We start from the raw sequence: 22,670 nt of genomic DNA, 5'->3' as shown, positions 1-22,670 counted from the left end.
CTGCACGCGCGCGTGCCTCTCGCCCTAGAGTTTCGGCGACAGGCGAATCATGGGGGGGTGGGGACGTGCCGAACCGGTTGCATTTCGGGCCGGACGATCTCCTGCGCTGCCGGTTCGCCGTATCGCCCCTGTGGGAGACGCAGGAAGCCGTGCGCACCCTCAAGCGGCCCGACCGGCACGGCTACCACCCGCAGTGGCTGCGGCGGATCCGCGGGGCGGGTGCCGGGCTCCAACTGGAGGCGCTGTGGCTGCTCATGCCGCAGCGTGGCTACAGCCCGGACTTCATCGGCCCTCCCCCCATCGGCCCCGCCGCCACTTTCGAGGAAGAGATCGCGGCCGTGCGCGCGGCCACCCCCGAGGTCGCACGGGACGAACTTGCGCGGGGACTCGCCTGCACGGCGGGGGCGGCCGAGTCGCCGCAGGGGCGTGCGCTGCTCGCCGATCCCGCACGCGCGGTACGGGATCTCGCCGACGCCATGGAAGCCGCCTGGCACACCCTCGTCGAGCCGGACTGGCCCCGGCTCCGCGCGCTCCTGGAGGCGGACATCGCCTTCCATTCGCGGCGGCTCGCGGAGGTCGGCCTCGGCGCGCTTGTCGCCGAGATCGACCCGAGGTTCACCTGGGACGCGGAGACGCTGACCGTCGCGCGGTCGGCGGACCATGTGCGGCATCTGGCGGGGCAGGGCCTCGTCCTGATGCCCAGCGTCTTCGCCTGGCCCGACGTGGTGGGCGGCCACGACCCGCCGTGGCAGCCGACCCTGGTCTATCCCGCCCGCGGCATCGCCGGACTGTGGACCGAGCCGAGCGAACGCACCTCCGAGGCGCTCGTACGGCTCCTGGGCCGGGGCAGGGCGTCCGTCCTCGCCGCGCTCACCGACCCGGCCACCACCTCGGCGCTCGCGCACCGCCTGGGGCTCGCCCCGTCGTCCGTCTCCGCGCATCTGACCGCGCTGCGGGGCGCGGGGCTCCTTGTCTCGCGGCGGTACGGGCACCAAGTGCTCTACGAGCGCACCCCGCTCGGCATCGCGCTGGCGGGCGGGGGCGGCGGCGAAGGTGGCGGCAACGACGGCGGTATCTGACGGGGCCCGGTCCGGTGTCGTAACCAAGGGCGATTCGCCCGTTATGTAACGATTGCCGCTCACCGTCGCCCAAGGGGGCTGGATGCACCCGCTGCTCCGTACGATCACCGCACTCACGGCCCTGACGGCCCTCGGGCTCACGGCGGGGTGCTCCGCCGACTCCGGCGCGCAGGGCAAGGAGAGGACCGCCTCCGAGGCAGGTCCCTCCACGGACGCCGCCAGGGACGCCCCGCAGAACGCCTTCTGGGTCGACCCCCAGAGCGCCGCCGCCCGGCAGGTCAGGCAGTGGGAGCGGGAGGGCCGCACCCAGGACGCCGACGCGCTGAAGCGGATCTCCGAGCAGCCCATGGCCGTGTGGCCCGCGGGCGACGACCCGGCCCCGGACATCAAGGCGGCCGTCGACGGCGCCTCGCGGGCCGACCGCACCGCCGTACTCGTCGCGTACAACATCCCGCACCGCGACTGCGGGCAGCACTCCGCGGGCGGCGCGCACAGCTCGGACTTCTACCGGCAGTGGATCGACCGGTTCGCGGGCGCCGTCGGCGACAAGTCGGCCGTCGTCGTCCTCGAGCCGGACGCGATCCCGCACATCGCGGACGGCTGCACTCCCGCCGAGTACCACGCCGAGCGCTACCAGCTGCTCTCCGACGCCATCCAGCGGCTCAAGCGCCAGCCCCAGGTGAAGGTCTATCTGGACGCGGGCAACCCGGGCTGGATCACCCAGGCGGGCAAGCTCGCCGAACCGCTTCAGCAGGCCGGGATCGCGCAGGCGGACGGCTTCTCGCTGAACGTGTCGAACTTCCAGGACGACGACACCATCAAGGCGTACGGCCGCGGCCTCTCGGGGATCGTCGGCGGCAAGCACTTCGTGATGGACACCAGCCGCAACGGCAAGGGCCCGCTGGCCGGTGACCGTCAGGACGCCTGGTGCAACCCGCCGGGGCGCGGCCTCGGCACCCCGCCCACGGACAAGACCGGTGAGGCGCTGCTCGACGCGGTCCTGTGGATCAAGCGGCCCGGTGACTCGGACGGACCGTGCAGGGGCGGCCCGGCGGCGGGCCAGTGGTGGCCCGACTACGCGCTCGGTCTCGCGCGCAACGCCAAGGCCACCTGACCACCTGACCGTCTGACCGCCTCTCCAGGGGCTACTTCACGTGGATCCACTTCGCCTCTGACGACGAGCCGTCCCGGTCCGTCACGAACAGCATGTACCAGCCCGGCGGCACAAGGGCGGTGTCGCCCCTGGGCACGTCCACCGTCACCGAGCCCTTGCCCTTGGTGAGGCCGAGCGCGATCGAGCGCTGCTCGACGTCCGTCGTGTGCGTCACCGCGCTGGGACGCATCAGACGGGCCGATGCGATCTTCCCGGGGCTCTTCGTACGGAACGTCGCGCGGCCGTCCGCCGCCAGCTGCTCCGGTCCTTCGCCGAGGACCGGACGGTTCTCCCCCGCCTTGTGCAGCGTGGGCGGCGTGAAGACCTCCATGCGCTGCTCGAAGTGGCCGAGCTTGGTGTTCTCGTGGTTGTCGAAGAGCGGGTCCGAGCCGAAGGTGACGACGCGGCCGTCGGGCAGGAGCAGGGCCTCGGAGTGGTAGTTGCGGCCCACCTCGGGGGAGGCCGCCGCGCGGAAGCTGTTGCTCTTGGGGTCGTAGAACTGGGCCTTGTGGATGTTGCTCCCGCCGCGCCCCCGGTAGTCCCCGGAGCCGTTGGACGTGAACACCGAGTCGTCCGGCAGGATCACGCTGTTCAGGTAGCGGGTGCCCTGCGGGAGTTCGGGCCCGGTCTTGAAGGCGGGGCTGTCCTCCTTGAGGTCCACGACGGCCGTGCGCTTGGTCGCCTTGTCCGACTCTCCGACGCCTCCGCCGCCCATGATCATCACCTTCTGGTCCTGCGCGGGGGGCAGCAGGAGGGAGGCGGACGTCTCGGTCTGGTCGAGGTCGACGAGGCCGGGGATCTTGTCGAACTTGTTGGTCTTCAGGTCCCAGAGGCCGGGTTCACGGCCCTTGTCGGCGGGCCCGTAGCCCGCGTTCGACGCCGGGTAGAAGAGCTTGCCGCCCTTGGTGAGGAAGAGCGCCGGGTAGGTCGGGAAGTAGCGCTTGGGGCCGTTGGTCCACTTCTTCGTCTTCGGGTCGTAGATCTCGTTGTCGCCCGGGTCGATCATGCCCACGTCGTCGAGGCCGGAGACCGCGAGCACCTTGCCGTCGTCGAGACCGACGAGCGTCGGATACCAGCGGGCCTTCTTCATCGGGTCCACGGCGATGTACTTCTCGGCCTTCGGGTCGAACTCGTACGCCGCCTTGATCCCCTGGAAGTCCTGCTTGTCCATGGTGATCTTCTCGGCGATCCCGTACGCGTTGTCCGCGTCCTTGCCGGTGAGACCCTCGATCTCGTACTGCGCGGCCTTCTTGGTGACGAACTCCTCGCCCTCCTTCGCGCCTTCGACGAAGACGCGCGCCTCGCTCGCCTTGACCGTCGTCTTCCAGGGCTGCATCGCACCGGACTTGGAGTACGTGATCTCGTAGTCCCGCTCGGCCCTGGGGACCTTGACGTCGAACCTGCTCACGTACTCCACGCCCGACGGCGAGCGGAAACGGGTGCCCTTCTTAAGGACGAGGGTCTTGTCGGGGTTCTCGTTCTTGACGCGCATCCCGCCGCCGGCCCGGTTGAGCTCGCCGTCCAGGAGTTCGTAGCGCGCCGTTCCGCCCGCGACCAGGAGGCGGCCGTCGGGGAGTTGGGCGTGGCCCGAGCAGAAGAAGTCCTCCGGGGTCGCGACCTTCTTGAAGGTGTCGGCCTTCGGGTCCCAGAGGATCGTGTCGAACGACCCGGCGTCGAACTTCTTCTGCTCGTTCCCGGAGCCCGCGACGATCAGGACCTTGCCGGTGTGCAGGAGCGCGGCGTGGATGGCGTTGGTGCGGAACTCCTCGGGGATGCCGATCTGTTTCCAGGAGCCGTACTTCGCCTTGTAGCCGGGCTGCGCGATCTCGTAGGCGTGGTACTTCTCCTCGGCGAAGGAGAGTGCCGCCGGGGCGTTGAGTCCTACGAGCAGCGTGCCCGCGCCGACGCCCAGGAGCGTCTTCTTGGTGCGCTGAGAGGGCCGGTAAGCCATGGGTCAGTTCCCTCCTGTCGTCGTACCGGTGGCGAACGCCGGCTCCGGCTCGCCGTCCACGCCCGGGGCTCCCAGGCCTTCCGCGTCCTGCCTGCCGCGCTGCCGCGCCTGCCGGCGGGCCTCGCCACGCGCCCTGCGTTCCCTGAGCAGCGAGAAGCTCCAGATCGCCACCGGGGCGAGCGAGATGACCATCGCGAGTACGGCCCAGGTACGCATCGCCACATGGGTGTGGCCGAGCACGAACGAGGCGACGAGCGAACTGGCGAGGACCGCCGCCCAGAAGAGGTGGATCCGGAAGGTGAGCACCCGGTCGGGGCTCGCGTCGCCGCCCTTGGGGGTGACCACGAAGCGGCTCGGGCGGCGCAGGACCGCGGCGCCGAGCGATTTGGCGTAGATGGGTGCGGAGAGCGCGGACATCGCCATGCCCGCGAGGCCTCCGGAGCCCTCCGGTTCGTGCGGGGACACGTTGTGGCGGCGGTTCCAGAGGTAGAGGCCGATCTGGAGCGCTGCCGCGTCGCTGTAGAGCATCAGCCAGACCGATGCGGCGACCTGTGTGCCGGACGCGCCGAACCAGAGGAACAGGACGCAGCTCAGCACGCCGAGCAGCCAGTTGACCGCCGTCATGGGGTAGTAGACGAGCATCATCGTGTACGAGAAGAGCCGTCCCGGCGGCATCGTGAACGGTGCCTTCCAGTACTGCTTGAAGAGCGTCTCGTACGTCCCGCGCGACCAGCGCATCTGCTGGGTGAAGAAGTCCGTCCAGGAGGCGGGCCCCTCGCCGACGGCGAGCACGTCCGGGGTGTAGACCGACCGCCAGTGGTGCCTGGTGGCGGGGTTCTTGTGGCGGTGCAGCTCGAATCCGGTCGCCATGTCCTCGGTGATGGAGTCGTACAGGCCGCCGACCTGGCGCAGCGCCTTGATGCGTACGACGTTGTTGGTGCCGACGAACATGGGCGCGCGGTAGCGGTTGCCCGCGCGCTGGATCAGGGCGTGGAAGAGGAACTGCTGGGACTCGGCGGCCTTGGTGACGGGGCTGTCGTAGTTCCCGTACACCTGGGGCCCGACGACGAACGCCACGTCCTCGTCGCGGAAGTAACCCATCATCCGCTCGAGGAAGTTGGGGAGCGGGACGTGGTCGGTGTCCACGGAGGCGAAGAAGTCGTAGTCGCCGCCGTGCATCGCGAGCCAGGCGTTGTAGTTGCCGTGCTTGGTGCGGGCCTTGTGGACGCCCTTCTCGCGGTTCCACTCGGGGACGCCCTTGCGGGTGAAGTGGCGTACGTCGAGTTCGGCGCAGAGCGCTTTGGCCTCGACGTCGTCGCCCTCGTCCAGGAGCCAGACGTCGAGGGGTCCTGTGTGCTCTATCCGCTTGGCCCCTTCGAGGGTGGCGCGGACCATGCTGAGGGGTTCCTTGCCGGGGACGTACGTCGTGAGGAACGCGACGTGGGTTCCGGGTTCGGGGGTGACCGGGATCGGGTCCCTCGCCACCATCGTCGCGTGGGCGATCGAGATGACGTTGACGAGCATGAAGAGCTCGATCAGACCGATGGCCACGAGCATCGTGACGTCGAGACCGATGAGCCAGCGGTCGGCGCCCTCGCGTTCGGTCCAGTGGGTCGGCCAGACGAGGTAGACGAGGAGGAGGCCGGTGAGGACGGGCGCGAGCGTCATCAGGATGACGGCCCGTATTCGGTGGGGCTCGCCGGAGAGAAGCGCGGTGTACTGCACCTGATAGCGGTCGCCGTCGCCGCTTCGGCTGCCGTCGCTTCCGCTGCCGTCCCTTCCGCTGCCGTCGCCGTCCGGCTCGGTGAGTGGTCCGGCGAGTGTGCTGTGGGTGTCGTAGTCGTAGCCCTCCGGCCGCACAGCGCCCTCCAGGTCGTGGGTGATCTGGGTCTGGCAGGTTCAGAGACGAACTAGCCGATAACTTCACAAAAGGGGAGTTTCCTCGGCGTGTCGAACCAGATGCGTCCGTGCGAGCGGTTTTAGGGTGAACGGTTTGGCTGCGGTTGCGGGGTGGGGACGCGACTGCTGAGGGCGCAGGCATGAAGAAAGCCCCTGCCGGATGACCTCGGCAGGGGCTCTTCGCGCTATGGGGCGGCTACTCGGAGAGGTGCCGCTCCACCGTCTCGACCTTCGACGTCAGGCCGTCGCTCACCCCGGGGCGGATGTCCGCCTTCATGACCACGGAGACACGCGGCGCCCGCGCCTCGACCGCGGCGACGGCGCGCTTGACGACGTCCATCACCTCGTCCCACTCGCCGGAACGCGGGTAGCTTCGAGCACATGACGACGATCGCTATCTACCTCAGGCTCTCTCGCGAGTCAGACGACAGCGCCAGCCTGGACACACAACGTGCCGCTGCACACCGCTGGCTGGAGGCGCACGGCCACGACCCGGCGGACGCCGTGGAGTACCCGGACGCTGGCGTATCCGGCGCGAAGCCGCTGGAGTTGCGTAAGGGCATGGCCGCCCTGATGGCCGACCGTCCGGAAGTGATCGTGGCGTGGAAGCTGGACCGCTTCGCCCGGTCCGTGTCGGAGTTCCTCCGCCTGGTCGCCTGGGCGGAGGCGCACAGCGCGGCCCTGGCCACGACCGACAACGCCATCGACACCACCACGCCGACCGGCCGCATGGTCGCAACCGTCCTGGCGGCCCTGGCGGAGTGGGAGCGCGGCATGATCGCGGCTCGCATCACGGACGGCCACGCCACGCGTCGCGCTCAGGGTCGATGGTCGTCGGGGCGTGCCCCATTCGGATATCGCATCGTCCGTCGGGACGGAGCCGCGTACTTGGAGCAGGACCCGGACCAGACCGCGAAGGTCCGCGACGCTGTGAATGCTCTCGTGAACGGCTCCACGGTGGCCGGTACCGCACGCCTGACCGGACTGTCCGAACCTCAGTGGCGACGCATGTTGAAGGCGCCAACGTTCCGGGGGCAACGGGTACATAAGGGCGCCCTGGTCTGTGAGCCTGACGGCATTACGCCCGTTCAGTTCGCGGAGCCGATCCTCAGCGCTGCTGAGCTTCTGGCCGTCCGCCAGCGGATGAACGACCTGGCTACAGGCGTTGACCGGGCTCCTAGCCACGCAGCGAACATGTGCGCCGGTATGGGCTGGTGTTACAAGTGCGCGGGCCCGCTGAATGGTGGGGGCAGTGACAAGGGCGTGCGCCTCTACAAGTGCAAGGCGGGTCACGTCACGATCTACGCGGAGACCCTGGACCAGCGTGTGGAGAAGGAGTTCCTAGCCACCTGGGGGACCTACGCGGAGACCGTGGTTCGGCTCGAAGGTGGCAACGACCTCTCCGCCGAGATGATCGAAGCGAAGGAACAGGCGGAGCGGCTGGCCGCACGCATGGCCACGGCTGGCCCACTCATGCTGGGAAGCCTGGAGAGCCTGGCCCAGGACCTGGAAGGCACGTACGCACGTCTGCGGGACGCACATGACCCCGACGTCCGGGAAGTCCAGGTGGCTACTGGGCGGACCATGGCGCAGGCATGGGAGGCGTACGACGCACCTGCCCGATCGCGCCTCCTGGCTGGCATGGGGTTGCGGGTGACGCTCCATCCGAAGCAACTGGCCGACCGTCTGACCGTGGGCTGGGGGCCGGAGGACCCGGAGGAGGCCGCGCTGGAAGCCCTGGAGGAGGAACTCCGGGAAGCCGGGGAGTAGCACCCCCCGGGACAAAGATTCATTAGCGCCGACCCGGACCAACTTTGGCGAGCGAGCCGGGTCGGCGTCCCCATCACTGAGGAGTCACCATCATGCCCGACGCAGCGATGATCCGGACCGCCCCCAGCGCCACGTCAGAGCGCGGCTTCCACGTCTACGTAATGCCCGGTACGCCGACAGAGCACGTTCTGAGGATTCAGGAACTTCTGGAGCTGCAAAGAATGGCACGAACACTCTGGGACCTGATTCTCAGCGACCAGGGAACCGACCGGATGCGGGCCCGCGTGGAGCGCCTGGAGGCTGCGCAAGCCGTCTTGATGGGTGCGCCGGAACTGTTCGCAGAGTGCGGGTTGTGCGGCCACGTACCGGAAGCGTTGTCGGCCGCCGCCTGACGGAGGCCGCTGGCCGCCACCACCGATAGACCCTGACCCTTCCGACGTTCACGGCCCCTGGCATCTCGCTGGGGGCCTTCGTCGTGTGCGCGGCTCCACCGTGCCCCAGCGATGCCCTGGAGGCGCCGTACAGCCTCCTGCCGCACCCTGGAGGCCTGGGTGGGCCCCTAACTGTCAGGAGCCTCCTCCTGTGGCCGTAGACGGCATCGGGGCAGGGTAATCCGATGGTCCGTCGCGTTGCGTCTCACAGCGGAGGAGTGGGCCGCACTCAGCCTGACCAGGGAAAACAGCGTAAAGGCTCTATTTTTTGTTACGTAATTTGAGAAAAAACTACTAATAGGTGTTCCCCCCACAGCAACCACTCTCTACAGGCTTAACCCCCCATAGTCGTGTTCTCTCGGATTACGTAACCAGGCCTGGCGTACCCCGCCCTCCGCCGCCTCCCGCCAGCCAGACCCAGGGCGACCCTGGACGCCTGGCCCCCGCTCCCGTAAACGCACGTAGCCGCCTGGCCGAGCGTCTGCCTCCGTGGTTCCTGTCTCGCTCGCTGCCCCGCCGCCCTGGTCCGCAGTCAGGGCCGTGCGCCTGGCTGGGATGCGTTTACGACTGGCCAGGAGCCGCGACACGCCCAACGCAAGGGGTCGCAATTTGATCTCCAGGAGCGGCATCGCCGCAGGTCAAAAGGCTGCTTCGCATACCTAGGGGACGTCCTCCCCGGTCAGTGGTGAGGGCAGTTCACCTGTCCTCGCACGCGGCGCCTGGTAGGCACTGGCCGCACACAGATTCTTGGGGCCGTTCGGCTTGCTCCGTCCCACCTACCAGGGGGCGTGAAGCGGGCCAGCGGCCCCATTTTTGTCTCCTGGGTCATGCGGCTGGGGTGCTCTCCGCCGTAGGGGCCGCCTGGCCCAGGTTCGTCATCCTTCCAGCTCCACTCACGCGGCTGTCCCTGCCAGGACTTCCAGTCGCTCCACTGACAACCGCTTCGCGCTGCGGTCTACAAATCGCGCAATTTGGCCCCGGTCGCACGGGTCCGTGTCTCTGAACCTGGCAGGGGGAGACAGCGGAGCTGTGCGGCTGGGGCCTCTTTCGTTTCTCAAGACTTCCCTGCCAGGAGGCATCACCTATGACCATGTACGAAACGCACTGCGGCGGCTGTGACACCCCGCTGACTGGCCGTCAACGCCAGTGGTGTTCTGACGCCTGCCGTCTGCGGCAGTACGGCAAGCCGCTGCCCCTCCGTGACTGTCGCTTGTGCGGTCAGCCTTTCCAGCCGATCAACGCACGCCAGCGCGTGTGCCGTTACGGCGTGGATAACGAGCGCGGGGACGCGTGCTTCGACGCCCAGGAGGCCGCAGAGGAGCGTCAGGACGACGTCATCAACTACTGGCGCGAAGTCCGTGACTCCGCCCTCTGCGATGGCCCGACATGCACGGCTGAGATCCCTTACAAGGGCTCCGGCCGTCCGAAGCGTTTCTGTTCCGCCCGATGCCGCGTGGCCGCCAGCCGTGCCGCGAAGAAGGAGGCCGCCAAGTGAGTACCGGCACTGCTACCGCCGTCGCGTCCATCGTGAGCGCTCTCCGGCAGGAGGGTTTCGGCTGGGTCTCCGGTCAGCGTGCCTGGCTTCATGGTGAGCGCATTGACCCCGACAGGGTCCGCGTTGCGGCCATCCGACAGGCCAGTGCCCAGGGCCTCCGCCCGACTGGCCGCCTGATCGGAGCAGTCATGGATCGATGCGTGAACGAGCCGGAGTGCCGTTCCGCGCCTGCTCCGGAGCCTGCCGCGCCTGTTGTTGACGATCTGGTTCTTCCGGCGCCCTCCACGGAGGACCTGGCGGACGATGCTGCCTGGTGGGTGGACACATTCTTCGCGCGGGCCCTGGCCTTCCTGCCGGATGAGCCGTGGGTGTTCACGAACGACGACGTGAGCTGTGACGCCCTTCCCGCTGACATCCGGCGCACCTGCTACCGCGCTGGCCTGGCCGTCGCTGCCGGGCACGGCGTGCCTGACCGGGCACCGACGATGCGCCAGGTTGCGGACGCCCTGATTCGGCGCATGGTCCGAGACGGCCGCGTTCAACGCTGAACCTCCCTGGCTCGTCCCTCCGTGGGGCGAGCCCTGGGGAGCGACCAGACGCCTCACATGAGGCGCCTACACGCTCCCTGGAGTTAACGATGCCCGATGCCCTGTACGCCCCTCCCACTCCCGCTGACATGCCCCAGCGCTCCCCCTCGCCGGACGCGCTCCAGCGCCAGTCAGTCCGGGACTTGATCACGGGCCTGGCCGTGAAGCTGAACGCGTCTGGGGACGTCGACCTGGACGCGGTAGAGGTCCTCTCGAAGCTGCTCGACGCTCAGACACGCAGTCAGGAAGCCAGCATCCGCCGTTGGGCGTACCTGGACGCTAAGCGTCTGCGCGAGGAGGCAGCGTGAACCACGCACTTCCTGACTGGCTCCTCCCTGGTGACCTCCCGTTCGTCGACCCGGTCGCGGAGATCCTGGGCGAGATCCTGGAGCCAGCGCCTGGCCATGACGCCTTGCTGTGCGACGTCTTCAAGGTCGTGAAGCACCGCATGGGCCCTGACGGGGTCCCGTTCGGCGTGGTCAAGCGGATCATCCGATCGTCTGGCGTGCGTGTCTGCCGCAGCGACGATCCGAACGTGAACCCTGACAGGCAATTCGCCCTAGGCGTACGGCTGTTGGCGTCAGTTCCTCTCGAAACGGGTCCACTGAAGGACCTGTTGTCGCAGCGCATCGACCAGGCCCTTAACTGCGGCCCGTAAACCCCCCGCACGACCCCGTTAACGCCCTCCAGGCATCCGAACCCCTGGAGGGCCCATCCAGGCCGCCAGGCGCGCGCCTGGCCACTCCCCACGCACACCCTGAATGGAGACCCCTAACCATGTTCACGCCCTACCAGGTTGACGCCCCTGACTTCCTGCCCCGCAACATCCCGATGCCCGCCGCTGTCGTGAAGGCCAGCGAGGTTCGCGACAAGGCGTACGACGAGTACGCCGACAAGCTGATGGAGTTCATCGATGTGCTCGACGATGGGGCCGCTGATCGTGCCGCTGAACGTGACCAGGAGGCCGCTCGCGCGGCCGTTCATGCTGGCGAGGATCTGACCAAGCTGCCCAGCGAGGTTGACCGTGTCAGCCGACTCCAGCCAGTGGCCAGGGGCATAGTCAAGGCGTTGGCCGAGAAGGTCAGGGCCGCTGACTCTGCCGTATTCCGCGCGTGGGCTACGGCGCTTCCCGAAACGGCCGAAGCGGTCGACAAGTTGCGGGGTGAGGCGGAGGCGGAGATGCGCGCCGCCGAGACTGCATACAGGACCGCCCTGGGTCGCTTCCGGGGCCTGGTTCAGACGACCGCCTACGTGCGTCTACAGCGCGCCGGGAAGGTGCGCACGCTGGTTGACGCTCCGCGATTCGTGATGTCCACGCGCATGGACGAGACCCAGTCGGAGCTTGCCCGCCACTGGCTCCGCGCCGTTAACGCGCCTGGCGCCGATCAGGAGGACACCAGTGTCTGAGCAACTGACTCGCGCGGACCTGTCGTCCATGGCTCCGGAGGAGATCCAGACTGCCCGTCGCTCCGGTCGCCTGAACGCCCTTCTCAACCGTCCGGAGGCGACCGTGAACGACATCCTGACGTTGATCGAGCGGGACCAGCCTCCGGAGCCTGCCGACGATGGCGCGGAGCCTGCCGACGATGGCCAGCTCTCGCGTGCGGACCTGGCCGACGCGTCCCCGGCGGACATCGTCAAGGCGAAGGCAGAGGGCCGCCTGGACGCCCTCCTGGGCCGCATGGCCTAAGTCCTCAACTTACGGGGCCCGACTGCTAGTTGGGCCCCGCCCTGCCTTCGAAGGAGGCCCCGTGAGACTCCGTGTCGGCATGGCCCGCCGCTTCGAACTGGGCGGCCAGGTCTATGACCCTGGCGACGAGTTGGACGTGCCGGAAGCCGTCGCCGTGAACCTCATTCGCGCTGGCCTGGTCGTGGCCCTGGACGGCCTCCCTGGCGCCCTGTACGCGCCCCAGACTCCCCAGGCCTCGCCAGCCTCCCCCGTGCCCTCGCAGGCCCCTACGGAGCCTTCGGCGGACGAGGAGGGCTCACCTCCATGTGGGGTCTGCGAACCGGCGACTCCGAAGCGTGGCAAGGCTCTTGCCGTGTGCCCCACCGCTGGTTGCCCTTGCCTGGTCGTGTCCGGCCGCTGCCCTGGCTGTACGCGTGCCGCGAGTCAGCGACGCGGGACGGCCCGTCAGCGCGGCTATGACGCCCGCTGGGAGCGCACGCGCAGCGCCTTCCTGAAGGACCACCCTTACTGCGAGTGCCCTGAGTGCCTGGAGGTACCCGAGCCGCTCCGGCCCGCCGCCCAGGTCGTTGACCACATGGATGGTCTGGGCCCGCTGGGTCCGCGTGGCCACGACTGGACGAACCTGCGGGCCATGACGAAGCAGCACCACGACCAGCACACGGCACGCACACAGCCAGGCGGATGGAACGACCGCGAGTCGTGAACACCTTGCCCGCATCGCTGGCGACCAGGACCCAGGCCCGATGCCTGACACGCGATGACGTTGACGATGCGTGACGACGTCGCATCACCGCAGGTCAGATGCTTGCGCATCGCATCTTCGCAGGCCAGAGGGGTGGGGGAGGGACCTTGACCCACCGGAGGGCGGGAACGCGGAGGAGGGCGGTCAGAGGTTTGCGCTGTGAATCAACTTCCGGGCGCCTCCGATCGCCCCTCCCCGCTGCCCGCTCAGCAACGCACCGTAACCGACCAAGGAGGCCACCCGATGCCCGGAGTACCTGGCATGAAGCAAGCAACCCGACGTACCCCGAGGTCCGGCGGAGGCTCCGTGACTCGCCTCCCGATCATCTGTGATCTGCCCGTTCCGCCCGCTCCACCTGGCGCCAACTTCAGCGATGACCAACAGCGACGCTGGGAGGAGTTGTTCAGCTCCGCCGTGGCGTGGCTCTGGTCGGAGAGTGAGCTGGGCCTGGTCGCTGCGTACGTCCACCTGGAGGCGGCACTGTTCAACGGCTCCGGTACAGCCGCCACGATCCGTGAGATCAAGAGCCTGGCGGACTCCCTGGGCCTGTCGCCAGCCTCCCGTGCCCGCATGGGCGTCACGATCGGAGATGAGCCCGATGGCAAGTGAGCGCCAGCGCGCACAGCGCAAGCAAGCGGCCACCCAACCGCGTAGCGGCGGCATCCCTGACCCCCGCCCCTCCAGTCTGACGGAGCGACTGGCCCTCTTGGAGTCTGGCGACGGATACGACCACGACGCGTATGCACGACAGGCAACTCTCTACACGGCAGGCCTGGACTGGCGAACGTATCCGGCGGATTGGCCGACGCCCCGCCTCCTGGTTGATCACGACACCAACCGGTGGCGCATCCGTGGTGACTCCGGCTGGTTGTCGCCTGACGAGTGGCTGGCCCTGTGCGCAGAGCGTGCCGCGTGACCGCCCAGGCAGCGGAGCCGTTGCCGACCGGCGCGGAGATCCTGGTTCTACTGCGGACAGTCCGCCGGGAGATGGCCGCCACCCGTGGCCAGGCCGTGAACGCTGTCCGCCTCCAGGCCCCTCGCCCTGCCCGCTGTCCGTCCTGACCGGGGAGACTGGCCGCAACGGCTGGTCACCTGTCCACCACGCTGTCCGCGACTGGCGCAACGCTGACCGCTGACAGTCGTTAACGACAGACCCCCTCAGGAAAGACCCAGGTCAGGCGCCACGGACAACGATCGGCAACGTCCACCAGGACCAGCTCCATGGCCGCCGCCAGCGGGAGAGCCTGGCCGCTCCTATGCCGCTGTCCGGCCAGACGCTGGAGCCTGTCCGCACCCCTGGCCACCCTGCCCGTTCATGATGTCCGCCTGGCCGGACAAGACGAAGCCCCATCGACCGCCTGTCCGCAGGCTGGCCGATGGGGCTTCTGTCGTTCTGTCCGCTATCCGCCAGCGGCCGGACACCCCGCCCTGGCCGTCGTACTCTCGGAGGCATGGCTGAGCACCTGGGCGACAAGTTGGCGCGTCTGCGGCGACTGGCAGACCTGACGCAAGAAGGCTTGGCGGAGCGCTCCGACGTGTCCGTTGACGTGATCAGGAAGCTAGAGCAGAGGCGGAAGCACAGCGCACGCCTGCCGACGCTGCACGCGCTGTCTAACGGGCTGGGGGTGGAGCTGACCGCTCTACTGGGGGACCCGCCCGGCGTGCCCTCTAACGGCGAGGCTGACCCTCCTCAGTTGGTCGCTGTACGTCGCGCGATCATGCCGCCGCTCTTCGTGCCACCACGGGAGCCGAACGGCGCTGAACGGCTGTCCTTGCCCCTCCTCAGGCGGGAGATCGCAGACGGCTGGACGCTGTACCACGGAGCAGAGTTCGGACGCCTCATGGTCGTGTTGCCGGAGATCATCAATGACGCCCGCTTCGCCTCCGCTGTGGGCAACGTCGACGATCGGGCCGCAGGACAGGCAGCGTTGGGGAAGGCGCTTCAACTAGCTGGACACCTGGCCATCCGCCTGGGGAAGACAGACCTTGCGCTGTCTGCCCTGGAGCGCGCTATGAACGCTGCCGCTGACTCCTCTGACCCGCTCCTGGCTCCGATGGTCAGTAACAGCGTGGCCTGGAATTACCAGCGTCAGAACCGTCTGGACGACGCGGAGCACCTGGCCGTTTACGCCGCTGACGGGGTCGAGACGCATCACGGTAAGTCGGCTGAGGGACTGCGGGTTTGGGGTGGCCTCATCATGTCCGCCGCCACGTCCGCAGCTCGTTCCGGCGACTACGTCACGGCCAACGAAATGATGACCACGGCGGAGGACGCCACGAAGCGCCTTGCCACGCTGCCACCCCCGGCGGACAGCAAGATGGTCTCTGTGTTCAGCCGGTCCTCCGTCCGCATCGAACGCGTTCGTCTAGCCGTCCAGCACGACCGCCCAGCGGAGGCCCTGGCGCTGGCGAAAGGGATGCGTCTCAGCGGGGACACCCCGCCCTCCTGGCGTACGTGGCTGCTCCTGGACGTGGCACGCGCGCACACGGACTTGGGGAACGCTGAGGGGGCCGTGAAGGCCCTTGAGAGGCTCCGACAGATCGCCCCAGCTTGGATGCGGCACCACACGCTGGCGGTGGCCATAGTGAGCGACCTGTGGGCGGGGCCGTCACACCCGCCTGGCCTGCGCAAACTCGTTGAGTTCCTGGGCGTCACCAACTAAGGCCCTGAAACTAGGACGTTGCGTCCCTGTCTCGCCTCGCATGGTCACGTGAACCTGGCCGTCCCAGCGACGATTCAAGGGGACGCAACCATGCCCACGTCAGGCAGTGGATTACCGACGGAGAAGGACCTGGAGGCCGTCAGAGGTGATCGGCCACCCAGGTTGTTGCCCTGGACGACAGAGACGGGGAGCCCGTGCCTCCTCAGTACCGATGACCCCGGCGGGTTGATGTCGCGCCTGGCGGACCATATGGAGCTGGCCCAGATCGGCGTGGCGGAGAAGACCCTGATCGAGTCGGAGGCGATCCGGTCTAACCCGCTGTCCGCGCGTGCGGAGCTGGAGTACATGGTGGTCCTTCTCCAGGAGAGCCTGGGCGACGTGCTCCGGATCGCGGAGTCCCGCAGACAACGCCTGACGGCCCTCTGGGAGGCAGACACCCGCGAGACAGATTGTGGTCCCACCAGGGCCCCTAAAGCCCTGCCTCCGGCGGAGGGGTGACCATGCGCTCCATCTACCGCTTCGTGGCTCACAGGCTCCGGCGCATCCCCGGCTCTGGCCCGATCTATCTGGCGATCTGTACCAGGGAGGACTGTCACGAAGACTCCGGGCCGTCGATGGACCAGGTGTCGGTTAACGACTGGGCCGTGAAGCACTGCGGAACCACAGAGCATGACCTCTTCATCCGGATCGTCTCCACGGATTACGTGCGCGTCCATCGCGACTAGCGCCCCTGCGCGGCACACGAGAAAGGCCCCTGGCTCTCGCTGGGGGCCTTCGTCATGCCATGTACTCCAGGCTTGCCTTATTCGCCCTCGACGGACGTGAACATCGCGTCGGTCCGGTTGGGCAGACCCGACTCGCGGACGACGCGCACCGCGTCGGCCACGTACTCGCCCACGTCCTCGCCGACGCCCAGCGGAGTCACGGAAAAGGCGACGATCATGCGCCGACCACGCCTTCCTTGCGGGCACGGGCGGCGATCACGCCGGCCTCCTCGTCGCGCTTGAGGAGCCGGTCCCCGTACAGCCCGCCGAAGGGCAGGACCGCAAGCACGAAGAACAGGGCCACACGCTTGAACGGCCACTTCGCGCGGTTCCACACATCGAGGAGCAGGAGCACGTAGATGGTGAACAGGACACCGTGGATCAGGCCGAGCGGCATGACCAGGGAGTCGTAGTCGAAGACGATGCGGAAACCGGTCCCGAAGATCAGCAGCGCCGGAAAGGAGAGCGCCTCAGGAATGGAGGCCAGGCGCAGTCGGTGCAGGGCAGAAGCGGTCTTGATGTCCACGGATCACCTTCGGAGGAGGCGGGGCGAGGGGCGGGGCCGCTCGACGGCATCGATCTGTCGATCTTGTGAATGCGCGCACAAGCGACCCCCATTGTGACATCGGGGCATTCTCGGGGTTCGCTCAGGGGCCGTTGCCCTGTTCCGACCGCATATCCGACGGCTACCGTCGATACGTGGCAACGTTCCGACTGCAAGGCAGCAGGGTGCTCGCCGTGGACATGTCCGGCGACGCCGTCAAGGCGAAGAACGGCTCGATGGTCGCGTACGACGGCCAGATGGCCTTCAAAAAGATGACGGGCGGCGGCGAGGGCATACGGGGGATGGTGACCCGCCGCCTCACCGGCGAGCAGATGACGGTGATGGAGGTGAAGGGGCACGGCACGTGCTGGTTCGCCGACCGCGCGACCGAGATCAACCTCGTGGAGCTGCGCGGCGAGAAGCTCTTCGTCGAGGCAGGCAATCTCCTGTGCACGGACGCGGCCCTGCGCACCGGCACACAGTTCACCGGCGTCCGCGGCGCCTCCCAGGGCAACGGCCTGTTCACCACGACCGTCGAGGGCTCGGGCCAGGCGGCGATCATGTCCGATGGCCCCGCGGTGGTGCTGCGCGTGAGCCGGCAGTATCCCCTGACGGTCGACCCGGGAGCATATGTGGCGCATCAGGGGGACCTCCGCCAGAACCTCCAGTCCGGTGTCACTTTCCGTACGTTGCTCGGCGAGGGCGGCGGCGAGGCCTTCCAGATCCGCTTCGAGGGCGAAGGACTCGTCTACGTCCAGCCCAGCGAGCGGAACACGATCGCGGGGGACGTCTGACATGCCCTTCCGAGAGATCAACTCAAGGATGGTCGAGGCGACCGTCCTCCCGGGCCAGCGGCTGTACAGCCAGCGCGGCGCCATGCTCGCCTACAAGGGAGAGGTCGCGTTCACCCCCAGCATCCAGGGCGGACAGGGCGGCCTTGGCTCGATGATCGGGCGCAGGGTCGCGGGCGAGGCGACCCCCCTGATGACCGTGGAGGGCAGCGGCACCGTCCTCTTCGGGCACGGCGGCCACCACATCCAGGTGATCAGCCTCTCCGGAGACACCCTCTACGTGGAGGCGGACCGGCTGCTCGCCTTCGACGGGACGCTCCAGCAGGGCACGATGTTCATGGGCTCGCAGGGCGGCGTCATGGGCATGGTGCGTGGCCAGGTCACCGGACAGGGCCTCTTCACGACCACGCTCAAGGGACAGGGCTCGGTCGCCGTCATGGCGCACGGCGGTGTCATCGAGGTACCGATCACCCCGCAGCGCCCGGTCCATGTCGACCCGCAGGCATATGTGGCCCACCACGGCGACGTACGCAACAAGCTCTCCACGGCCCTCGGCTGGCGCGACATGGTGGGGCGCGGCTCGGGCGAGGCCTTCCAGCTGGAGCTGTCAGGAAACGGTGCGGTGTACGTCCAGGCGTCGGAGGAGAAGCTGTGAACCCCTCAATGCCCGCGGGAGCACCCGCGCCCCTCGACCCGATGTCGCTGCCGAGCGACGACAGCGTGAACGCGTACACCTTCTGCGTGGAGCTCAAGGGGAGCCAGTGGTTCCTGCAGAAGGGGAAGATGATCGCCTACTACGGGTCGATCGACTTCAACGGCATCGGACACGGCCGTCTGGACCGCCTGGTGCGCACGAGTTTTCATTCGCCCCTGCACGCGAGCGACTGGGTCGTGGCCGACGGCCAGGGCAAGATGCTCCTCGCCGACCGGGCCTTCGACGTGAATTCGTACGACCTCGAAGACGGCAACCTGACCATTCGCTCGGGCAACCTCCTCGCTTTTCAGCCAACTCTCGCGCTCAAGCAATCCATCGTTCCGGGCTTCCTGACCCTGATCGGGACCGGCAAGTTCGTGGCCGCGTCGAACGGTCCTGTGGTGTTCATGGAGCCGCCGATCCGGGTCGATCCACAGGCCCTGGTGGGCTGGGCCGACTGCCCTTCGCCCTGCCATCACTACGACCACGGATACCTGACCGGAGTCATCGGGGGCGTGCGGGCACTGAGCGGGATCGGTGGGACATCGGGTGAGGAGCACCAGTTCGAGTTCGTGGGCGCGGGCACGGTGCTTCTGCAGTCCTCGGAGGCGCTCATGACCGAGCAGGCGACGGGTGCAGTGCCGCAGCAGGCGGGCGTGCCGGGTGGTCAGGGGACACCGGGGCACCACGGCCAACCCGGTCAACACGGCCAGCAGCCGGGACAACCGCGCCTTCCCGGACAACTGGGGGACCTCCAGCGTCGCTTCGGCCTGTGAGCGGTAGTCTGCGGAGTGTGACGGCGAACGTCTGTGCCCCTCTGTCACCTGGGGGGCGCGAGGCGCGCGTCACACACCGACATTCGTTCACCTTTCAACTTCTTAGGTAGAATCGATTCCATGGAGACCGATACGGCCCCGCAGTGGCTGACCAACGAGGAACAGTGCGCCTGGCGCACCCACGTGGAGGTCAACAGGATGCTGACATATCAGCTCGAGAAGGACCTCCAGCCGTTCAACCTGACCATGAACGACTACGACATCCTCGTGCATCTCTCCGAAACGGACGAGAAGCGGATGCGTATGAGCGACCTCGCGGCCGCCACGCTGCAGTCCAAGAGTCGACTGTCCCATCAGATCACCCGAATGGAGAACGCGGGCCTGGTCCGCCGGGAGAACTGCGAGTCCGACCGGCGCGGGCTCTACACCGTTCTCACGGACGAGGGCATGGAGACCATGCAGCGGGTCGCCCCGCACCACGTCGACTCGGTCCGCCGGCACTTCGTCGACCTGATCTCACCCGAGGCGCTCAGCGAACTCCACAAGGCCCTGACCCCCATCGCGGAACACCTCCGCTCCCAGCGGGGCAAGCCCTGACCCTCACCGGGAGACGGCCGGGACCCTGAGCTCGAAGAGCGCTCCCCCACCGGGAGCCTCCCGGACCGTGAGGGTCCCGCCGTGGCGCGCGGCGACATCGCGCGCGATGGCGAGGCCCAGACCCGCCCCGCCTTCATCCCGGGTGCGGGCGTCGTCGAGACGGACGAAGCGCTCGAAGATCCGGTCGCGCTCGCTCTCCGCCACGCCGCTTCCGTCATCGGACACCTCAAGGACCGCCCACGTGCCATCCGTGCGGGTGGTCACCGTGACATGCGAGCGGGCATGGCGCTGCGCGTTGTTCACGAGGTTGCCGAGCACGCGTGACAACTGGCTGCGGGAGCCGGTGACTTCGACGTTCGTCAGATCCATCCGGACGTCGACACGGTCGCGTGTGCGCTGCGAGAGCTCCTCGCGGGCCAGGGCCGCCAGGTCGACCTGCCCCCCGCCCGGCTTCTCGCCCGCGTCCAGACGGGCAAGGAGGAGCAGGTCGGCGGCCAGCTCCTGCAGTCGTACGGTGTCCTCGACCGCGCCGTCCAAGTCCAGCAACTCCGGGTGGGCCGCGCCCACTTCGAGCTGGGTGCGCAAGGAGGCGATCGGGCTGCGCAGTTCGTGCGAGGCGTCGGCAACGAAGCGGCGCTGGCGTTCCACCGAAGTCTGCAGGGCGGCGAGCGTCTCGTTCGTGGTCGTGGCCAGGCGGGCGATCTCGTCGTGCGTGTCCGGCTCGGGCACACGGCGCGCGAGGTCCTCGGAGGCGGTGATCGCCGCCATCTCGGAGCGGATCGCGTCCACCGGGCGCAGGGCGCGGCGCGTCACGAGCCAGGTCACCCCGGCGATGACGGCGAGCAGCAGCGGGAACCCGATGAGCATGGACGTCAACGCCGTGGACACCGCGCTCTGCTGGGCGGCGAGCGAGGCGCCCGCGTAGACCGTGAGGTCACCCTTGCTCTCGGTGTTCACGTCGACCGCGGCGAAGCGGTAGTCCGCCGTCTCGCCGTCGACGGTGGCGGAGCCGGTGGTGACGCGCGCCGCATCCTCGGAGATCTCTCCGGGTTCGAGCGCTTCGCCCGCGCTCTCGCTCTCGTCGTCGTCATCGTCGTCGTCGCTCTTGGGAGGCGTGGAGGCCGGCCGGGGCTTGACGGCGTCGACTCCCGTGCCGCTGATGCGCTCCAGGTCCTCGCTGGCCGCGACGAGCCGTCGGTCACTGTCGACGACCTGGACCGGACGGTTCTCGTCGTCGAGTCCCAGATCGTCGTACGCCGCGTTCCCGGCGAGCTGTGAGGCCACCCCGCGGGCGGCGGACTCCGCCTGGCCGCTCGCCTGGTGGGTGAGATTGGCGCGCAGCGAGAGCAGCACGGCGGCGCCCGCGGCGACCAGCGCGATGGCGACGACGAGGGTGGCTGCTGTGGCGGCCCGCGCCCTTACGGAGCTGAAGAAGCGCTTCATCGGGGGGTCTCCAGGCGGTATCCGGCGCCGCGCACCGTCTTGATCAGGGATGCCCCGAGCTTGCGCCGCAGTGCGCTGATGTACACCTCGACGATGTTGGGGTCGCCCTCGTAGGCGAAGTCCCAGACGTGTTCGAGGATGTCGCCCTTGGAGACCACCTCGCCGACCCGCAGCACGAGCTGCTCGAGGACCGCGAACTCCTTGGCCGTGAGCGTCACTTCCTCGTCACCGCCGCGGAAGACGCGGCGCGCGGCGGTGTCGACCTTGAGGTCGCCGAGGGTGTGGACGGGGGAAGGGCCGCCGTTGCCGCGGCGGCGCAGGAGCGCCTTCACGCGGGCCACGAGCACCACGTACGAGAAGGGCTTGGTGAGGTAGTCGTCGGCGCCCGTGTCGAGCCCTTCGGCCTCGTCGTACTCCCCGTCCTTGGCGGTCAGCATCAGGATCGGTACGTCGTGTCCCGCGGCACGGAGGGTGGAGCAGACGCGGTAGCCGTTCATGCCGGGCAGCATGATGTCGAGGATGACCAGGTCGTACGTTCCCTCGCCGGCCCGGTGCAGTCCGTCGAGGCCGTCGTGCACGACGTCCACGGCGTAGCCCTCGGCCGTCAGGCCCTTGGCCAGCGACACGGCGAGCCGCTTTTCGTCCTCCACGATCAACAGGCGCATGCGCTCAGGGTCGCAGAACGAACCTGAAGAGTTCTTCAGGCGGCTTCAGGCTGGCTTCAGGGTCGTTCAGCCAGATTGGTTCTTGTCGAAAGCGAACGGCAGCGGCCCACCGGCCGCAGAGCCACCGACTCGGGAGGAACCCCTCATGAAGCGCAACATCGTCATCGCCACCGTCGCAGCCCTGGCCCTCGTCGGGGGCGGCACCGCGACAGCGCTCGCCAACACCGGCGACGACGAGTCGTCGGCCGCCGCCAAGAAGTCCAGCGTCCAGCTGAAGGACGGCGACCGGGACAACGACCGTGACGACGACCGGTACGACGACGACCGGAGCGACGACCGGGACGACGCCAAGGAGAACGCCACCGAGGCGAAGGCCGCGAAGATCACCGCGGCCGACGCGATCAAGGCGGCACTGGCGAACCAGTCCGGCACGGCGGTCTCCGCCGAGCTGGACGACGAGGACAACGGCGGCCTGGTCTGGGACGTCGACGTCCTCGGCAAGGGCAGCACCTGGCACAGCGTGCAGGTCGACCCCGGCACGGGCAAGGTCCTCGGCTCGCACACCGAGCAGGACGAGGACGGCGACGCGAGCCGCGTGGCCGCCGCGCTGAAGGGTGCGTCCACCACTGCGGAGGATGCGGCTCAGGCCGCCGCCGCCAAGGGCACGGTGACCTCTGTGGACCTGGACGACGACGGTACGGCCGGTGCCTGGGAGGCCGAGACCTCCAACGCCAAGGGTGCGGAGTCCGACTGGAAGGTCGACCTGCAGTCGGGCAAGGTCACGGCTGACCGCTCCGACAGCCACGATGACTCCGGCGACAACGACTCGGACGACGACGGCTCCGACGACAACGACTCGGACGACTAATCAGCCCCCGTCCCCCCGGTGAGCGGGCCCCGCAGGGTTTTCCCAGCGGGGGCCGCGCACGGTTGGGG

Annotated in this window: 25 protein-coding genes and 2 pseudogenes; 20 read left to right on the top strand and 7 right to left on the bottom strand. The window is 68.4% G+C overall.

The features are described from left to right. The first annotated feature begins 65 nt into the window (after nt 1-65). Together ACFQ7F_RS31140 and ACFQ7F_RS31135 are read left to right on the top strand one after the other, a co-directional pair. Nucleotides 66-1,079 (top strand): DUF5937 family protein, encoded by a 1,014-nt coding sequence (locus tag ACFQ7F_RS31140; protein WP_383277467.1) that lies wholly within the window; start codon nt 66-68, stop codon nt 1,077-1,079. 82 nt (nt 1,080-1,161) lie between these two features. Beyond that, entirely contained in the window at nt 1,162-2,193 is a 1,032-nt protein-coding gene (locus ACFQ7F_RS31135) for a glycoside hydrolase family 6 protein (RefSeq protein WP_383277464.1), read from the top strand. Nucleotides 2,194-2,224: 31 nt separating this feature from the next. On the opposite strand, the gene ACFQ7F_RS31130 is transcribed toward ACFQ7F_RS31135, so the two are convergent. The 3 genes and pseudogenes from ACFQ7F_RS31130 to ACFQ7F_RS31120 form a co-directional block, all read right to left on the bottom strand. Then, nucleotides 2,225-4,183 carry a galactose oxidase-like domain-containing protein gene (locus ACFQ7F_RS31130; protein WP_383277461.1) on the bottom strand — a complete coding sequence of 653 codons (1,959 nt, stop codon included), beginning with the start codon at nt 4,181-4,183 and terminating at the stop codon, nt 2,225-2,227. A 3-nt stretch (nt 4,184-4,186) separates the two neighbouring features. Next, nucleotides 4,187-6,043: a glycosyltransferase family 2 protein gene (locus tag ACFQ7F_RS31125; RefSeq protein WP_383277458.1), complete on the bottom strand. Its 1,857-nt coding sequence runs from the start codon at nt 6,041-6,043 to the stop codon at nt 4,187-4,189. Between the two features lie 235 nt (nt 6,044-6,278). Beyond that, nucleotides 6,279-6,440: pseudogene (locus ACFQ7F_RS31120) on the bottom strand (thiamine-binding protein); the annotation flags it as partial. Between the two features lie 23 nt (nt 6,441-6,463). Between ACFQ7F_RS31120 and ACFQ7F_RS31115 the strand changes: the two are divergent. The 13 genes from ACFQ7F_RS31115 to ACFQ7F_RS31055 all read left to right on the top strand — a co-directional run bounded on the left by ACFQ7F_RS31115 (nt 6,464) and on the right by ACFQ7F_RS31055 (nt 16,185). Next, nucleotides 6,464-7,852 (top strand): recombinase family protein, encoded by a 1,389-nt coding sequence (locus tag ACFQ7F_RS31115; RefSeq protein ID WP_383277455.1) that lies wholly within the window; start codon nt 6,464-6,466, stop codon nt 7,850-7,852. Between the two features lie 92 nt (nt 7,853-7,944). Next, the gene (locus ACFQ7F_RS31110) at nt 7,945-8,244 is read left to right on the top strand and encodes a hypothetical protein (RefSeq protein WP_383277452.1); all 300 of its coding nucleotides are present in this window, start codon (nt 7,945-7,947) and stop codon (nt 8,242-8,244) included. A gap of 1,123 nt (nt 8,245-9,367) precedes the next feature. After that, a complete protein-coding gene (locus tag ACFQ7F_RS31105) occupies nt 9,368-9,778 on the top strand; it encodes a hypothetical protein (RefSeq protein ID WP_383277449.1) in 411 nt (136 codons plus the stop codon). A gap of 200 nt (nt 9,779-9,978) precedes the next feature. Then, on the top strand, nt 9,979-10,326 hold the full coding sequence (locus ACFQ7F_RS31100) for a hypothetical protein (protein ID WP_383277446.1): 348 nt from the start codon (nt 9,979-9,981) through the stop codon (nt 10,324-10,326). A gap of 89 nt (nt 10,327-10,415) precedes the next feature. Continuing rightward, entirely contained in the window at nt 10,416-10,673 is a 258-nt protein-coding gene (locus tag ACFQ7F_RS31095) for a hypothetical protein (RefSeq protein WP_383277443.1), read from the top strand. Beyond that, nucleotides 10,670-11,023, top strand: coding sequence for a hypothetical protein (locus ACFQ7F_RS31090; RefSeq protein WP_383277440.1), 354 nt, complete (start codon nt 10,670-10,672; stop codon nt 11,021-11,023). Before ACFQ7F_RS31095 ends, ACFQ7F_RS31090 begins: the two co-directional genes overlap by 4 nt. A gap of 119 nt (nt 11,024-11,142) precedes the next feature. Beyond that, nucleotides 11,143-11,772: a hypothetical protein gene (locus tag ACFQ7F_RS31085; RefSeq protein WP_383277437.1), complete on the top strand. Its 630-nt coding sequence runs from the start codon at nt 11,143-11,145 to the stop codon at nt 11,770-11,772. Further along, nucleotides 11,765-12,055 carry a hypothetical protein gene (locus ACFQ7F_RS31080; protein WP_383277434.1) on the top strand — a complete coding sequence of 97 codons (291 nt, stop codon included), beginning with the start codon at nt 11,765-11,767 and terminating at the stop codon, nt 12,053-12,055. Before ACFQ7F_RS31085 ends, ACFQ7F_RS31080 begins: the two co-directional genes overlap by 8 nt. Before the next feature lie 61 nt (nt 12,056-12,116). Next, complete coding sequence (locus ACFQ7F_RS31075; protein WP_383277430.1) at nt 12,117-12,758, top strand: hypothetical protein; 642 nt, start codon at nt 12,117-12,119, stop codon at nt 12,756-12,758. A gap of 345 nt (nt 12,759-13,103) precedes the next feature. Further along, nucleotides 13,104-13,406, top strand: a complete 303-nt coding sequence (locus ACFQ7F_RS31070) for a hypothetical protein (protein WP_383277427.1) — start codon at nt 13,104-13,106, stop codon at nt 13,404-13,406. Between the two features lie 842 nt (nt 13,407-14,248). Next, nucleotides 14,249-15,460 carry a helix-turn-helix domain-containing protein gene (locus ACFQ7F_RS31065; RefSeq protein WP_383277424.1) on the top strand — a complete coding sequence of 404 codons (1,212 nt, stop codon included), beginning with the start codon at nt 14,249-14,251 and terminating at the stop codon, nt 15,458-15,460. Nucleotides 15,461-15,709: 249 nt separating this feature from the next. Then, on the top strand, nt 15,710-15,958 hold the full coding sequence (locus ACFQ7F_RS31060; protein ID WP_383277421.1) for a hypothetical protein: 249 nt from the start codon (nt 15,710-15,712) through the stop codon (nt 15,956-15,958). Nucleotides 15,959-15,960: 2 nt separating this feature from the next. Continuing rightward, nucleotides 15,961-16,185 (top strand): hypothetical protein, encoded by a 225-nt coding sequence (locus ACFQ7F_RS31055; protein ID WP_383277418.1) that lies wholly within the window; start codon nt 15,961-15,963, stop codon nt 16,183-16,185. 80 nt (nt 16,186-16,265) lie between these two features. Here the strand turns inward: ACFQ7F_RS31055 and ACFQ7F_RS31050 are convergent. Both ACFQ7F_RS31050 and ACFQ7F_RS31045 read right to left on the bottom strand, forming a co-directional pair. Then, nucleotides 16,266-16,403, bottom strand: a pseudogene (locus ACFQ7F_RS31050) (MTH1187 family thiamine-binding protein); the annotation flags it as partial. Then, a complete protein-coding gene (locus tag ACFQ7F_RS31045; protein ID WP_383277415.1) occupies nt 16,400-16,750 on the bottom strand; it encodes a DUF3817 domain-containing protein in 351 nt (116 codons plus the stop codon). The pseudogene ACFQ7F_RS31050 and the gene ACFQ7F_RS31045, both read right to left, overlap by 4 nt. Before the next feature lie 173 nt (nt 16,751-16,923). Here ACFQ7F_RS31045 and ACFQ7F_RS31040 point away from each other — a divergent pair, with 173 nt between their 5' ends. The 4 genes from ACFQ7F_RS31040 to ACFQ7F_RS31025 all read left to right on the top strand — a co-directional run bounded on the left by ACFQ7F_RS31040 (nt 16,924) and on the right by ACFQ7F_RS31025 (nt 19,626). Further along, nucleotides 16,924-17,562, top strand: a complete 639-nt coding sequence (locus tag ACFQ7F_RS31040) for an AIM24 family protein (protein ID WP_383277412.1) — start codon at nt 16,924-16,926, stop codon at nt 17,560-17,562. Between the two features lies 1 nt (nt 17,563). After that, nucleotides 17,564-18,214 carry an AIM24 family protein gene (locus ACFQ7F_RS31035; protein ID WP_383277409.1) on the top strand — a complete coding sequence of 217 codons (651 nt, stop codon included), beginning with the start codon at nt 17,564-17,566 and terminating at the stop codon, nt 18,212-18,214. 8 nt (nt 18,215-18,222) lie between these two features. Then, complete coding sequence (locus ACFQ7F_RS31030; RefSeq protein ID WP_383277495.1) at nt 18,223-19,029, top strand: AIM24 family protein; 807 nt, start codon at nt 18,223-18,225, stop codon at nt 19,027-19,029. Between the two features lie 120 nt (nt 19,030-19,149). After that, nucleotides 19,150-19,626 (top strand): MarR family winged helix-turn-helix transcriptional regulator, encoded by a 477-nt coding sequence (locus tag ACFQ7F_RS31025; protein WP_383277406.1) that lies wholly within the window; start codon nt 19,150-19,152, stop codon nt 19,624-19,626. A gap of 3 nt (nt 19,627-19,629) precedes the next feature. Here ACFQ7F_RS31025 and ACFQ7F_RS31020 read toward each other — a convergent pair whose 3' ends face one another. Both ACFQ7F_RS31020 and ACFQ7F_RS31015 read right to left on the bottom strand, forming a co-directional pair. Next, entirely contained in the window at nt 19,630-21,069 is a 1,440-nt protein-coding gene (locus ACFQ7F_RS31020; RefSeq protein WP_383277403.1) for a sensor histidine kinase, read from the bottom strand. Continuing rightward, entirely contained in the window at nt 21,066-21,734 is a 669-nt protein-coding gene (locus ACFQ7F_RS31015) for a response regulator transcription factor (RefSeq protein WP_383277400.1), read from the bottom strand. The genes ACFQ7F_RS31020 and ACFQ7F_RS31015 overlap by 4 nt, the downstream gene beginning before the upstream one ends. 145 nt (nt 21,735-21,879) lie before the next feature. On the opposite strand from ACFQ7F_RS31015, the gene ACFQ7F_RS31010 reads away from it, so the two are divergent. Then, complete coding sequence (locus ACFQ7F_RS31010) at nt 21,880-22,602, top strand: PepSY domain-containing protein (protein WP_383277397.1); 723 nt, start codon at nt 21,880-21,882, stop codon at nt 22,600-22,602. Nucleotides 22,603-22,670 lie beyond the last annotated feature (68 nt).

It is taken from the genome of Streptomyces sp. NPDC056486 (assembly GCF_042795295.1).
In the GTDB taxonomy this organism is placed as follows: domain Bacteria; phylum Actinomycetota; class Actinomycetes; order Streptomycetales; family Streptomycetaceae; genus Streptomyces.
The sequence above is the reverse complement of the archived record's forward strand: the minus strand, read 5'-3'. Positions and strand labels throughout refer to the sequence as shown.

Bases quoted from the DNA above. Each gene is read 5' to 3' on its own strand.
- ACFQ7F_RS31135 (WP_383277464.1), top strand. From the start codon at position 1,162: ATGCACCCGCTGCTCCGTACGATCACCGCACTCACGGCCCTGACGGCC.
- ACFQ7F_RS31130 (WP_383277461.1), bottom strand. From the start codon at position 4,183: ATGGCTTACCGGCCCTCTCAGCGCACCAAGAAGACGCTCCTGGGCGTC.
- ACFQ7F_RS31115 (WP_383277455.1), top strand. From the start codon at position 6,464: ATGACGACGATCGCTATCTACCTCAGGCTCTCTCGCGAGTCAGACGAC.
- ACFQ7F_RS31110 (WP_383277452.1), top strand. From the start codon at position 7,945: ATGCCCGACGCAGCGATGATCCGGACCGCCCCCAGCGCCACGTCAGAG.
- ACFQ7F_RS31105 (WP_383277449.1), top strand. From the start codon at position 9,368: ATGACCATGTACGAAACGCACTGCGGCGGCTGTGACACCCCGCTGACT.
- ACFQ7F_RS31095 (WP_383277443.1), top strand. From the start codon at position 10,416: ATGCCCGATGCCCTGTACGCCCCTCCCACTCCCGCTGACATGCCCCAG.
- ACFQ7F_RS31085 (WP_383277437.1), top strand. From the start codon at position 11,143: ATGTTCACGCCCTACCAGGTTGACGCCCCTGACTTCCTGCCCCGCAAC.
- ACFQ7F_RS31065 (WP_383277424.1), top strand. From the start codon at position 14,249: ATGGCTGAGCACCTGGGCGACAAGTTGGCGCGTCTGCGGCGACTGGCA.
- ACFQ7F_RS31060 (WP_383277421.1), top strand. From the start codon at position 15,710: ATGGAGCTGGCCCAGATCGGCGTGGCGGAGAAGACCCTGATCGAGTCG.
- ACFQ7F_RS31055 (WP_383277418.1), top strand. From the start codon at position 15,961: ATGCGCTCCATCTACCGCTTCGTGGCTCACAGGCTCCGGCGCATCCCC.
- ACFQ7F_RS31035 (WP_383277409.1), top strand. From the start codon at position 17,564: ATGCCCTTCCGAGAGATCAACTCAAGGATGGTCGAGGCGACCGTCCTC.
- ACFQ7F_RS31030 (WP_383277495.1), top strand. From the start codon at position 18,223: ATGCCCGCGGGAGCACCCGCGCCCCTCGACCCGATGTCGCTGCCGAGC.
- ACFQ7F_RS31025 (WP_383277406.1), top strand. From the start codon at position 19,150: ATGGAGACCGATACGGCCCCGCAGTGGCTGACCAACGAGGAACAGTGC.
- ACFQ7F_RS31020 (WP_383277403.1), bottom strand. From the start codon at position 21,069: ATGAAGCGCTTCTTCAGCTCCGTAAGGGCGCGGGCCGCCACAGCAGCC.
- ACFQ7F_RS31015 (WP_383277400.1), bottom strand. From the start codon at position 21,734: ATGCGCCTGTTGATCGTGGAGGACGAAAAGCGGCTCGCCGTGTCGCTG.
- ACFQ7F_RS31010 (WP_383277397.1), top strand. From the start codon at position 21,880: ATGAAGCGCAACATCGTCATCGCCACCGTCGCAGCCCTGGCCCTCGTC.